Here is an 11790-nt window from a genome sequence, read left to right on the forward strand (position 1 = left end):
TTTCGTTTCCAGGGAGTCACACCGTGCAGCGCTTCTCAGGAGAGCGCGTCCGCGAGCTTCGCAAGGCCCAGAAGCTGACGCAGCAGGACCTCGCCACCCGGGCGGGATGCTCCAAGCCGATCATCGCCCAGTACGAGCTGGGCTACGCCAAGCCGAGCATCACCAACCTCATCGCCGTCGCCGAGGCGTTGGGGGTGCCCGTCGGTGAGCTGTTCGACTACAGCGACGTGACCCGCCGCAAGGCCGACCGATGAGCCGCCGCGAGCCGTTCGACCTGGACGCCTACGTGCGGCGTCTCGTGGACGGCATGCCGCCCCTCACCAGCGAGCAGCGCGCCCGTCTGTCCGTACTCCTCCGTCCCGCGCCCTCACGGGCCCTCAGGAGTTCACGAGTCACGCGGAGAGACCGCGCCGCCGCAGGTGCCTATAGACCCCGGGGGCGACACACGCGACCCCTGGTGAGTGAAAGAGAAGAGGCCCCGGTGCGCGCCGGGACCTCCTGACAACACGGAGAGCAACCATGTCTAAGCAAGATCGTAACGGGTGCGTCGGCGTTCCCCCCAAGGGCAACGACGCCTACGCCTGCAAGTGCCTCAGCCACCGTCAGGACTACTTCAAGAGCCACGTCGTAGAAGCGGTTCGCCAGGCGTTCCTGGAGCACATGCACCACGACATCGAGGTGGAGGCGATCAAGTTCAGCGGCCACGTCAAGCGGTTCCATGACGAGGGCGGGACCGTGATCGGCACCGTCGCGGAGGTCGGCTGCACGATGAGCCTTCAAGAGTTCGGCCTCACGGCCTGGGTCGAGCTGGACCACTAGACGAGGCAGGGCCCTGGGGGACACATCCCCAGGGCCCCGACGCCCCCGGCGGACGGTGCCCAAGCAAGCACCGCCGCCACCACCTACGACAAGCAAGGACACTACGCACGGTGACTGGATCTAACTCTATCGGGACCACGCCCGATATGTACACGTTCAAGGCGGGAGATCTCATGTACCGCCTGGCCCGCACCGGCGAGGACACGGGGACCCTGAATGTCTGGCTGGAGGACGACTGGAGGGTTCTCGACGGCTGGCCGGAGGACGACGAGCTGAAGCGCGAGGCGAGCCGGGTCATCCGGGAGATCCTCGACGGCACCCGCGAGCCCGACCCGGTCATCGAGCTGAGCCCCGAGACGCAGGCCGAACGCGAGGCCGCCGACCAGCTTCTCAGGGAAAAGCTGATCGAGCACCGGGCCAACGAGATCGCCCGGGAGCACGACGCCCGGCTGAGGGCGGAGCGCCAGCGCTTCCCGTTCACCGCCCAGGTGGCCGACGAACGCCGACTGCTCGACTGGAAGACGGTGCGTGAGCGCGTGACGACGAGTCCGCGCGAGTTCATTGTGAGCCAGTTCATCGTGGAGCGGCAGCTCTCGGCGCTGGGCGCGGAGAAGAAGGCCGGAAAGACCTGGTTCGTCTCGGACCTGGTGGTGTCGGTCTGCACGGGCACGAAGTTCCTGGGGGTCTACCCGACCCGGCGTTCACGAGTGGCCGTCTACGTGAACGAGGGCGGAGAGTACGACTTCTACCGCTACGTGTCGAGCGTCTGCCGGGCACGCGGGGTGGACCCCGCCGACCTGGACGGCTGGCTCATGACCCAGTTCATCGCCCCCAGGGCGGACGACCCCGAGCACGTCAACCAGATGCACCGGGACCTCGACGCCTTCCGCCCGGCCCTGACCATCATCGACCCGTGGTTCCGCTCGGCGGGCACGGCGGACGGCACCAACCTGGCGGCCATGGGCGCGGTCATCACGAACCTCCAGGCGATGACGGAGCTGGTCGGCTCCGCCCTGCTGATCACCAACCACTGGAACAAGACAGGCAACGGCAGCGGCGTCGAGCGCTGGACGGGCTCCGGCCTCCAGGAGGCCGCCCGCGTGCTGATCAACATGGAGGCGGGGAAGTTCCACCGGACGAACACCCGCACTGCGCAGGACCTCAAGGTGGAAGTGTCCGGCTACATCTCCCACGTGCTCAAGCTTCACCGTGAGGTGGAGGCCGCCGACCAGCTCGACCCCATGTCACCGCTGGAGTACGCCGTCACCGTCAAGCCGGACAACTCGGTGCGGACCGGCGGCGAGGAGACCCCGAACGAGAGGGCCGTCCGCCTGGTGCGCGAGGGCCTCGCGCAGGACCCGTCCAAGCGAGTGCCCAAGAGCGAGCTGTCAGGAGCGCTGGGGGTCAACCTGACCGTAGGGCGCAACACCGTCATGGCCCTCCTGATGACCGACGTGCTCAGGGAGGTGGAGGAGACCCACACCAACACCCGGGGGCAGAAGCGGACCCGCATGGTCATCGACCTGGGCCCGAACGCCCCCACCTCCTGACCTGTTCCGTCTGGGGTGTTCCGGAGTCGGAACGTCCCAGAAGTCGGAACACGTCACCACAAGTCCAAAGGTCGGAGGCAGTTTCTGGGATGTTCTGGGCCTCACGTGTTCCGGTTCTAGAACCTTTAAAGGAACATCCCACCGGAACACGTCAGGTTCAGGACATCCCATCATCCGATGACACGCAAGGAGAGCACGACATGACCACCAAGACCGACCCCTCCGAGGAGACGCGGGCGGCGACTATCGAGGCCGTCGCCCGCGAGATCGCGCACGAGGTCGAGCAGAGGGTCTCCGCCGGGGTGCGGAGGTTCCTGGACGAGGAGCCCCTGGTGCTGGACCTGGCCGAGCGCCGTGGCGAGACCCGCGCCGACGTGGAGCGTCACCTCACGGCGGCGGCGCTGGCGGGACTCCCCGCGATCGTCAACGCCCGCCCCTGACCGCCCCGATCCCATCATCGGCCCCATGAAGGAGCACGGCATGAGCACGAGCGTGACCCCGGAGCCGGGAGCGTCCGGGCCGCTCCCCGAGTTCGTGGAGATGTCCAACCGCATCGAACGGGGGGAGGCGACGAGCCTGGACCTGCACCTCTGGGCCGGTCGGCTGAAGGCGGCCCCGGAGGACCGCCCTCCCCTGACCGTAGGCGAGCAGGCGGCGGCGGAGCGGGCCCTCCTCGCCCAGAAACGGAAGAAGGAGGCCACGGAGGCCCGGGCGCTGGCGGCCCTGGAGGGGCTTCTGACGGAGACGGGAGAGACCGAGTGAGCGTGAGCACGAGCGTGACCGGCGGCGAGCCGCTGCCCCGGTTCACGGCCGAGTGGTTCGGCTGGGTGCGGGAGAGCACGGCGGCGTCGTTCACCTGCCCCAGGTGCAAGGCGGGCGCGGGGAGCCCCTGCCGCACCCTGCGGCGGAGGGGCGGCCTCCACCGAGGCCGCTACTCGCGATGGCTGGACCGGTACGTGGACACGGCGCGGACGGAGGGGACGGCGTGAGCGGCGGGCGAACGGTCAGCGAGGAGCACAAGGCCAAGCTGTCGGCGACAAAGCGTGGCGGCAAGCCGTGGACCGAGGAGCAGCGGGCCAAGTACATCGCGACCAAGGCGCGGCGACGGGCCGAGCGCGAGCGCGAGCGTGAGGCCGAGGAGGCCCGCCTCACCGAGGAGGAGACGCGCGGGGCGGGTCACGTGACGGTGGCGGAGGCGATCAGGGCCCTGGAGCGGCACGGCTACGACGTCCTCCTCAGGGAGCGGCCCGTCTCGACCCGCCGGACCGGCCCCGGCTCGGAGGTCCGTCCGGCGGGGAGCGCGGGGACCGGTTCCAGAGATCACCGGTCACTCGGAGAGAGCCGGAAGGGGGGACCTGGGATAGGAACCAAGGCCCCTACCGGAGAGAGGGACTCAGGACCTCGTGCGCACGTACGCGGCTCCCTGGGCGATGTCCCTGGCCGGGCACCTGACACACAAGTAGCGAGGACGAAGGAGCGGTCATGAACGAGGACTTCAACGAGCTGGGCGCGAGGTTCCTGCTGGAGCGCATCGAGGCCGGAGACAAGCTGGCCGCCGACGTCGCGAATGAGGAGGAGACGCCCGGCGTCTTCCTGATAGAGAGCCTCACGCGCGGGGACACGGAGGCGATCCGGTACATCGAGGACCTCACTCCGGTCAACGGCTACTGGGCTGACGGCTCGGAGGAGACGGACCCCGACAGGGCCGGGGTCCTCCACCTGGCCGAGATGCGAGCCGCGGGGGTTCCCGAGGCGCGGGTGGTGGAGCTGTCGAACGCGGGCAACGGACACACCCGCCTGAACGGCAGCGCCGCCCGGGCCGCGCGGGAGGCGTACCGCCGCCAGCTCCGCGAGGCCGACGCCCACGAGGTGACCGAGACCGACGCATCAGGGGCCGCCGTGCCCCGCGTGCGTGACGACGTGCACACCCTCACCGACCCGAGGGGCTACACGGCCCGCTGCTGGAGCACGACGTGCCTCCGGATGCTCGTCTACGGCCCGGACGGGACCGTGCACGAGCGCATGGAGCGGCGGGAGAACGGCACCTGGGACAACGACGACGGGGGCGCTCCCGTCGTGGGCCGCGCCGCCGCCTTCCACCGGGCCGTCACCCGCGCGGAGGAGTGGCGACAGGAGATGGACACGAACAACGAGACGGAGGCTGACTGACCATGCCCAACTTCACGCCGCGCTGGACGGAGACGTGCCGGGGCGAGACGCCTTACGGCAAGGTCTGCGGACGCCCAGCCATCAAGGGCGGCTATGTCTGCCTGAGGCACGGTGGCAAGGACCCCCGGGTGCGGAACGAGGCCCTGGAGCGCTACGAGGAGTTCCTCGGCGAGCAGGTGGACGTTCAGGTCGTACGTGCTCAGGAGTGGCGGGAGAACCGCGAGGAGCTGGACGCCAAGAACCGTGGCCTCAGCGTCCAGACGTGCCCCGTCTTCACCCACTCGGACCTCAAGCTCTACGCCTCCCGTCGCCACGCGCGCGACGCCCGGCGGTACGGCGAGGAGAGCCGCTGGTGCCGGGAGGGCGGAGCCTGGCACAACGTGCAGATCGGAAGGAAGGGCATCCCGCCGTTCGGACGGTCCATGTGACCTCGGTCACCGCGAAATACGATCTAACCAGGCACAACGTAGGGAGACACGCGATGTCGGAGACGCACCAGTCTGACTGGAAGAACAGGGCCCCCCGGCCGCAGGACGTCCGGGTCAGCCGGGCCGCTCAGCAGAGGGACGACCAGCCCGAGGTCAACGTCTCGAACCGCACCCGGGAGACCGTGAAGCGGTACCTGGAGGAGCACCCCTTCGTGAACACCCGCACCTACGAGGCGGGGGACGACTTCGAGGGGCGGCGGACGCAGACCCGCATCGCCCGCGAGGGCCTGGGCGCCAGGAACCAGCAGGGCTTCATGATGAGCGCGACCAAGACGGATGGCGTCGACCACGGGCACCGGGCACCGCGCGAGTCGGCGCGGCGGTTCGTGGAGCGCTCGCTCCAGCGCGACTCCAGGGGCAGCGTCATCGGCATCGCCCCGGTGGTGCAGTTCGACCCGTCCCAGGGTGACCGGCTGATCGTGGAGAACGGCGAGGAGCGCTACGTGCTCGGCGACACCAGCCACGGTGCCGAGCTGAGCAACCCGGTCACGCCGATGACCTTCGCGAACCGCGACAGCTACGACGTCATCGAGCTGAGCAACCCGGCGGGTCCGGACGACGACCCGGAGGGGCGGCTGCACAGCAGCAGCCACGCCAGCCAGAACCGGGAGGACTTCATCCGCCGCCACCTCGACGGCTTCGGCATGCGCGGGCTCAACGGCTGACCGCCGTCCCCGCCCCCACAACCGCACACCACGCACATAGAGAAGGCCCCGAAGATGCACCTTCGGGGCCACGGCACGGCCAGCGGCCGAGCCGGGACACTCCGTCACAGACAAGGAACAGAGCGTGTCCGAGACAGATCGTATCTCGACGGGACAGACCGGCGACGGTGTCCCGTCCGACGGGACAGCCGAGACACGGCGGGACAGGCCGGGACGGACCGCCGTCACCGCCGTGACCGTCCTGGGGTTCGCGGCCGTCTTCCTGGCCGCCGCGTTCACGATGAGCTACGCGGCCCTGTACCAGGCGGCGGGGTGGCTGGAGACGACGCCCGTCCCGCTCAACGGCGGTGACCTGCGGTTCATGTTCCCGCTCGTCATCGACGGCCTGATCGCGTTCTTCATGGGCCTGGACCTGTGGTCGGAGTGGCGTGGGGTCCGCCACCCGCTCTACCGATGGACCGCCTACGGCCTGGGCGGCCTGACCCTCTGGATCAACCTGGGGGACACCGGACAGGGCGGCCTGCTGGCCCACGCCGCCCCGCCGCTGGCGGTCATCCTGGTGTCGGAGGGGCTGGCCACCTGGACACGCTCGGTCGTGGGACTGTCCACGGGACAGCGGGTGTCCGACCGTGTCCCGCTCGGTCACTGGCTGGCCCGCCCCTCCAGCGCCTTCCGGATCAGGCGGCTCATGCTCGGGTGGAACGTGGAGTCCTACCCGGAGGCGGTCGAGATGGACAGGCGCCGGTCACTGTCCTACGCCATGCTCCGCCAGCAGTACGGGCGGCGGTGGCGGAGGAACACCCCCGTCCAGCTTCGCTGGATGCTGGACAACGGACACGACCTGGACACCGCCTATGACCTGGTGCGTGTCCTGACCTCCGAACGTGTCGCGATGACGGCCGACGAGGCCCGGACCGTCCAGGACAGCGGGCAGGACACGGACACCGGACAGGACACCCTCCCCGTCCGTCACTCGGTCACCCGGCGGGACAGGGTCGCCCGGACACGACAGATCCTGTCCGGCCTGGAGGACAGCGGACGGCTGTCCACCATGTCCGCCGGTGACCTGGACAGCCTCGTGGCCGCCGACCTGGGGGTGTCCCTCAAGTCCGCCAACCGCTACCGGAAGGACGCCGCCGAGCCCACCGGGAGCGCGGTCTAGAGTCTCCCGGCGCAAGGAGAAGGCCCCACCGTCGGGTGGGGCCTTCGTCATGTCTCGCGCCTCGGTCAGGAACGGTCGCGCAGCAGGTATCGGAGGTCGTCGGGGGTCTTGGCGCTCAGCGCGTCGAGCGCTCCCGTCACGGGCGCGCGCCTCCTGGCGTAGATGCGCACCACCCGGCCGTCCCAGGGGTGGCACGGCCCGATCTCCCAGGTGTCACCGAACTCGGCCTGGAGCTTCTCGATGTGGGGTCGGATGTCGTCGAGGGCCTGCCTCTGTTCGGGGGTGAGCCGGAGGCCGCTGTACCGCCGCGTCACAGCGCCACCTCGCCCTCACGAAGCGGCCTGCCGATGCGGTGGGGCGGGCACCTGAGGAGCCGCTCAAGCTCCTCGGCGGTCTCGCCGTGCAACGTGGGGTCGAAGGTGCTGTGGGGGTTCTCGTTGGTCGCCACCCAACCGGCGGGCACGCCGTCCTTCCGGCTGCGCCACACCCTCCAGCCCGGGTACTCGTCGTTGAGCCTGTCCAGCTCGTTCTGGTCACGCTGGGGAGTTTCAGAGTCCATGTAGGTAATCTGCGCCGGTCAAGGGGGTGCACTGTTCCAAGATGGAACACCCTGCTGAGACGACAACTTCGCCTGTCCGAAGTTGGTCAGCCCTTCAGCTCTCCGAACGCCTGTTGCGGGTGGATACTCAGCCCATGGCGACCATCGAAGAGCTGCTGCACAGGCGTACCGACCTGTCCACCTTCCTCGTTCACCTCACACGTGACGATGAGGAGAGTGGCGCGAAGGCCAGGCAAAACCTCCTCGACATCCTGGAGTACAACCGGATCGAGGCTCGGAAGGTCTACGGGATGGCCAAGAACCTTATCGAGCAGGACCCGGGGCAGTATAGGGACCTCGTGAAGACACAGAAGGTTGTTTCCTTCACAGAGACGCCTTTGGAGCACGCCTGGATGATGTGCCACAAGATGGATGGGCGCCAGCGTCAGATGCAGTTCAACGGCTACGGGCTCGCATTCACCAAGGCGTTCGGGCGTCGTTGGGGCGTGAACCCTGTCTGGTACCTGGACCAGACACCCGGACACGGAGTACCAGGAGGACGCAAGTGGTTGACCAGGGCTATCCACGAGTTGCTTGAGGAAGCAGTAGACCGTGGTGAGACTTACGACGCCGAGGAGTCTGAGATCCCACCCTTCCTGGATGAGCCAATCTTTCGCCTCACGCCCTTCCTGGAACAGATGGGTGGCACGAAGGAGTTCTGGTGGGAGCGAGAGTGGCGCTACGTCGGTGACTTCGTGTTTCAGCCTAAGAAGCTGGTCGTGGCCTTCGTACCTGAGGCCGAGCAGGAGAGCTTCCGCGAAGACCTTGCTGAGGTCAACCCGTCATACACCGACGGGAAGCGCAAACTCCCCTTGGTTGACTGCGACTGGAGCCTTGAACGCATGATCACGGCCATCGCGGGAGTCACCGAAGACGTTGGCCCGTTCACTGGATAAGCGAAGTTTCCCGACTCCAGGGTGAGTGACGCCAGGAGGTACCGATTCGGAACTCTCGGTCAGGCGAGCCGCATGCGAGCCAGGAGGCCCCTCAGGTCCTCCGAGAGCACCCTGTGGCGGTCCTGCATGTGGGTCGCGACGGACCGGGCGGCGGGGTGGTACCGGACCATCTGGGGCGCGGCACGCTCGGCGGCGAGCAGGCGGCGGAGCGCGCGGTCAAGCTCGTTCTGCTCGACGTGCACGCGGGTCATGTCGATGAGGTGGTGCGCCCGGCGTTCGGGGGCCACCGACGCGAGCAGCCGCGGCTTGATGGCCCGGTCCGCCTTGAGGGCCTCGTCGTAGTCGCGTAGCTCGACGGCCAGCGCGGCCCGGTGGATCGCGAGGTTCCCCGGGTCGAAGTCCGTCCCGTGCCGGTCCAGGCTCGGGCTTCCGGCACGCTCGCTGGTCTCGACGGCCTGGGCGTAGTGGTCCTGGGCGGTGGCGGCGTCACCGGCCCTGGCCGCCACCACGGCGGCCCTCAGGTGCAGGGAGCCGTACACCTCCACCGCGTCGGGGCGGTCGTGGTCCACCTGCGAGGCGGAGCGCCGAAGCAGCTTGAGGGCCGGTCCCCACGCCGACACGCTCATCATGACCAGGGCGCGGCGGTGAGACATGAGGGGCGGGAGGTTGGGGTCCTGGGACATGCGGGCGGAGACGGCGGCGCGCTCCATGATCACGGACGTCAGGTCGGTGTAGCCCAGCCGCCGCGTGAGGCTGGCGGCCGTCGTGTGCGCGCGGTTGAGCAGGGCCCACGCCCTCGGCGTCTCGGTCTCGTAGGCGTGCCAGGTCAGCTCCTCCAGGAGGGCGGGCAGCAGCGCGCCGAGCTGGGAGTGACGTGAACGGTGGCGGTGTCCGTCGGCCCGGCGTAGCTCCTGGGCGAGCCGGTCCAGGTCGCGCGGCGGCCCCTCCAGGTCGGGCGGCACGTCCACGAACGTCATGACCCGGCGGATGTCGGGGATCGGGGCGTGCACGCGGTCACCGCGCGGCGTCTCGCCCCTGAACGGCTGGCCGTACAGCTCGGTCTGGTCCACCTGGACGGCCTCCGCCACCGCCGCGATGAACGAGGCGGTGGCGACCTTGTGCCCCGCCTCCACCTGCGCGATGTGGGAGCGGGAGTAACTGGTGCGCTGCGCGAGTCCGAGCTGCGTCAGCCCGCGCCGCTTCCTGGCTCGCGCGACCCGCTTGCCGACCTCGGCGGGAGGCTTGTTCTCGGCCACGTGCTCGCCCTCCGTTCAGGGGGTGGGGTTACAAGGGTAGGTCGCCGTCGCCGACGAGGCGGATCGCTTCGTCGTTGATGTGCCGGGGCGCGTTGCTCCAGTTGGGCAGCGTCATCATGAGACGCGCCCTGTCGCGGCGGTACTCCTCCGGCACCCCGAGGAAGTCCATCACGTCGCTCAGTGACGTGGTGGGGTACACCCACGGGGGCGTCTCCGTTCCGACCGGGGTGATCCACTCGATGTCGCCCTCTTGCAAGTCGAACTTGTCCTTCTGGATGGGGCCGGTCTCGTCGTCGTTCTTCACGGTTCTCGCCTCTGTTGAGTTGTGGGGTTCAAACGTAGGCGTTGGGTCACGTCGGCTGGTGTAGTTCGGAGAGACCTGACAGGAGCGGTGACTGCGACTTATCATGGAACCTCATCCGTAGCCGGATGTGAGCGTGTGGGACGCAGTATCCGGCCACACCCATGGACCTCTTCCCCCCGTGGGTGATCCGCAACGGCATGAGTAGCCCCTGTTCCCTGAGGGGCTCACTCAGCCTGGGTCGCCATATGAGAGGTGTCCAGTTGGTTTCTCTCGCGCAAGTGCTCATCGCGTTCCTTGAGCTCGTTCGCTTCACGATCGAGGACGACGAGAAGCCGCGCCGCCTTCTTGGCCTTGCCGCTGGGTTCGCGTTCATCGTCCTCTGCGTACTGCTCACGGCTGAGCTTGTGCGTGGATGAGCCAGTCACTCGCTCCCGGTCCTAGACGTCAGACCCGTGGTGTTCCATAGGTGCAGGCGGGGTCCGCCCGCCCGATGTGACTGAGCATCAGGGGGTGCCTGTGAGCAGGCGTCGGAACATAGATCTAGACCTGAGCTTCGACCAGTTCTTCAAGCTTGTATGCACGGGACGCGGTAGTCACGGCGCCGTCGAGCTCGGTCACTTCGGGGACAACCGGGACGGAAGCTCGTTCCCTGTCCCGTACCCGGACCCAGAGGCTGGGGAGCCCGAGCTCAACGATGAAGAGATACGCCAGCTTGAGGATGCCTACCTGACGATCCACGCTAGCCAGTCGTCCACCCGGGGCCTGAAACGGGGACCTGCCGCCAAGGTCGAGCGCGCCACGGTCTTCATTGAGAACCCTGACGGGCAATACAAGACACGTCTTCACTGCCCGCGCTGCGGACGGGACGAGCAGCTCAGCGGAGAGCGCCTGGACCGGCTTGCGGACGCGGTCCGTGAGGCCCGAGGGGCGAAGAAGTCCCTCGTGCTGGACATCTCCTGGCTTGACGGCTATCTTGGTCACCAATAGCGCTTGACCGCCGGTTGGGCGTGGGCAGCCGTTTATACCCCACGTGTTCGAGGCTCTGAGTAGGAGCCCTTGGTCAGTGTGCCCAAGGAGCCCCAGCGCCGATGTCTGCCCAGATCGCTCGCGTCGCCTGCAAGGTCGTTGACCTCGTTGAGAAGTCCACCCAGGACTGGGGGACGACCTTTCGCCTCATCACCCTCGTGGCCGCCCTTGCCCTGGTGGGTGCCGCCGTCACCTACGTCGTGCAGATGTAGGCGTGGGGGGCGCACCTGCCAGTCCCTCTCTCCCGGCTTACGAGTCTGGGCCGATGGTTTCCGTCGGCCCAGACTCACTCCTTCCTCTAGCCGATGGCCAGGATCGCCTCACCGGTCAGCGAGGACACCAGCACACGGAACGCCTCCAGCCGCGACGGGAACACCTTGTCGTAGCCCTCGACCCGCCACGTCTTGTCCTCCGCGAGGATCACGTAGCCGATGCGCTCGCCGTCACCGTTCTTGACCAGGAAGCGGTCGAGGTGGCGGCTCGTGGTCTGGCCCGTCCAGCCCTTCGAGGTGCGCATGCCGCCGCGCGACTCGCGGACGGTGACGACCTCGGAGGCGTCGGGGTTGAGCTTCGGCACCTCGTCCAGGTTCACCTGGGGGACCAGCGACGGCGAGCCGGAGGCTCGGCGGACGCTGCGGCGGGCGGTCAGCTCCTTCTCCAGCGCCTCCACGCGGAGGCGGAGGGCCTTCACCTCGTCGCGGAGGTCGCCCTCCTCGGTGACGGGCTCAACAGCCGGAGCGGTGGTGGCCTCGGTCGTCTCGGTGCTCTCGACCTCGGCGGGCTGCTGCACGGTCTTCTTGGCGGTCATTCGTCATCCCTTTCCCTGTCGTCGTGGGTCAGGACGACCGCGAGTGCGC

19 protein-coding genes are annotated in these 11790 nt (G+C 68.3%); 13 read left to right on the forward strand and 6 right to left on the reverse strand.

The annotated features are described in order from the left end of the window. The first annotated feature begins 23 nt into the window (after positions 1–23). The 10 genes from PV789_RS00990 (at position 24) to PV789_RS01035 (ending at position 6853) form a co-directional block, all read left to right on the forward strand. Positions 24–254, forward strand: a complete 231-nt coding sequence (locus tag PV789_RS00990) for a helix-turn-helix domain-containing protein (protein WP_274975746.1) — start codon at positions 24–26, stop codon at positions 252–254. Positions 255–519: 265 nt separating this feature from the next. Then, a complete protein-coding gene (locus PV789_RS00995; RefSeq protein ID WP_274975747.1) occupies positions 520–819 on the forward strand; it encodes a hypothetical protein in 300 nt (99 codons plus the stop codon). Between the two features lie 146 nt (positions 820–965). Next, a complete protein-coding gene (locus tag PV789_RS01000) occupies positions 966–2369 on the forward strand; it encodes an AAA family ATPase (protein WP_274975748.1) in 1404 nt (467 codons plus the stop codon). Between the two features lie 200 nt (positions 2370–2569). Further along, complete coding sequence (locus PV789_RS01005; RefSeq protein ID WP_274975749.1) at positions 2570–2809, forward strand: hypothetical protein; 240 nt, start codon at positions 2570–2572, stop codon at positions 2807–2809. A gap of 40 nt (positions 2810–2849) precedes the next feature. Then, positions 2850–3131 carry a hypothetical protein gene (locus PV789_RS01010; protein ID WP_274975750.1) on the forward strand — a complete coding sequence of 94 codons (282 nt, stop codon included), beginning with the start codon at positions 2850–2852 and terminating at the stop codon, positions 3129–3131. Continuing rightward, positions 3128–3358, forward strand: coding sequence for a zinc finger domain-containing protein (locus tag PV789_RS01015; protein ID WP_274975751.1), 231 nt, complete (start codon positions 3128–3130; stop codon positions 3356–3358). Before PV789_RS01010 ends, PV789_RS01015 begins: the two co-directional genes overlap by 4 nt. Before the next feature lie 493 nt (positions 3359–3851). Beyond that, positions 3852–4538 carry a hypothetical protein gene (locus PV789_RS01020; RefSeq protein ID WP_274975752.1) on the forward strand — a complete coding sequence of 229 codons (687 nt, stop codon included), beginning with the start codon at positions 3852–3854 and terminating at the stop codon, positions 4536–4538. Positions 4539–4540: 2 nt separating this feature from the next. Then, complete coding sequence (locus tag PV789_RS01025) at positions 4541–4966, forward strand: hypothetical protein (protein WP_274975753.1); 426 nt, start codon at positions 4541–4543, stop codon at positions 4964–4966. A 53-nt stretch (positions 4967–5019) separates the two neighbouring features. Then, a complete protein-coding gene (locus PV789_RS01030; RefSeq protein WP_274975754.1) occupies positions 5020–5691 on the forward strand; it encodes a hypothetical protein in 672 nt (223 codons plus the stop codon). Between the two features lie 124 nt (positions 5692–5815). Then, positions 5816–6853: a DUF2637 domain-containing protein gene (locus PV789_RS01035; protein ID WP_274975755.1), complete on the forward strand. Its 1038-nt coding sequence runs from the start codon at positions 5816–5818 to the stop codon at positions 6851–6853. Between the two features lie 65 nt (positions 6854–6918). On the opposite strand, the gene PV789_RS01040 is transcribed toward PV789_RS01035, so the two are convergent. After that, on the reverse strand, positions 6919–7167 hold the full coding sequence (locus PV789_RS01040; protein ID WP_274975756.1) for a hypothetical protein: 249 nt from the start codon (positions 7165–7167) through the stop codon (positions 6919–6921). Continuing rightward, the gene (locus PV789_RS01045) at positions 7164–7412 is read right to left on the reverse strand and encodes a hypothetical protein (RefSeq protein WP_274975757.1); all 249 of its coding nucleotides are present in this window, start codon (positions 7410–7412) and stop codon (positions 7164–7166) included. Before PV789_RS01045 ends, PV789_RS01040 begins: the two co-directional genes overlap by 4 nt. Before the next feature lie 134 nt (positions 7413–7546). On the opposite strand from PV789_RS01045, the gene PV789_RS01050 reads away from it, so the two are divergent. Further along, complete coding sequence (locus tag PV789_RS01050) at positions 7547–8347, forward strand: abortive infection system antitoxin AbiGi family protein (protein ID WP_274975758.1); 801 nt, start codon at positions 7547–7549, stop codon at positions 8345–8347. Positions 8348–8406: 59 nt separating this feature from the next. Here the strand turns inward: PV789_RS01050 and PV789_RS01055 are convergent, their stop codons facing one another. The 3 genes from PV789_RS01055 to PV789_RS01065 all read right to left on the reverse strand — a co-directional run bounded on the left by PV789_RS01055 (position 8407) and on the right by PV789_RS01065 (position 10332). Beyond that, complete coding sequence (locus tag PV789_RS01055) at positions 8407–9603, reverse strand: helix-turn-helix domain-containing protein (protein WP_274975759.1); 1197 nt, start codon at positions 9601–9603, stop codon at positions 8407–8409. A 28-nt stretch (positions 9604–9631) separates the two neighbouring features. Next, positions 9632–9907, reverse strand: coding sequence for a hypothetical protein (locus tag PV789_RS01060; RefSeq protein ID WP_274975760.1), 276 nt, complete (start codon positions 9905–9907; stop codon positions 9632–9634). A 224-nt stretch (positions 9908–10131) separates the two neighbouring features. Next, the gene (locus tag PV789_RS01065) at positions 10132–10332 is read right to left on the reverse strand and encodes a hypothetical protein (protein ID WP_274975761.1); all 201 of its coding nucleotides are present in this window, start codon (positions 10330–10332) and stop codon (positions 10132–10134) included. A gap of 85 nt (positions 10333–10417) precedes the next feature. On the opposite strand from PV789_RS01065, the gene PV789_RS01070 reads away from it, so the two are divergent. Together PV789_RS01070 and PV789_RS01075 are read left to right on the forward strand one after the other, a co-directional pair. Further along, positions 10418–10894, forward strand: a complete 477-nt coding sequence (locus PV789_RS01070) for a hypothetical protein (protein WP_274975762.1) — start codon at positions 10418–10420, stop codon at positions 10892–10894. A 101-nt stretch (positions 10895–10995) separates the two neighbouring features. Then, on the forward strand, positions 10996–11145 hold the full coding sequence (locus PV789_RS01075; RefSeq protein ID WP_274975763.1) for a hypothetical protein: 150 nt from the start codon (positions 10996–10998) through the stop codon (positions 11143–11145). Between the two features lie 86 nt (positions 11146–11231). Here the strand turns inward: PV789_RS01075 and PV789_RS01080 are convergent, their stop codons facing one another. Then, positions 11232–11741, reverse strand: coding sequence for a hypothetical protein (locus PV789_RS01080; protein WP_274975764.1), 510 nt, complete (start codon positions 11739–11741; stop codon positions 11232–11234). Positions 11742–11790 lie beyond the last annotated feature (49 nt).

Origin of the sequence: Nocardiopsis camelliae (assembly GCF_028993595.1) — a bacterium.
GTDB lineage: Bacteria > Actinomycetota > Actinomycetes > Streptosporangiales > Streptosporangiaceae > Nocardiopsis > Nocardiopsis dassonvillei.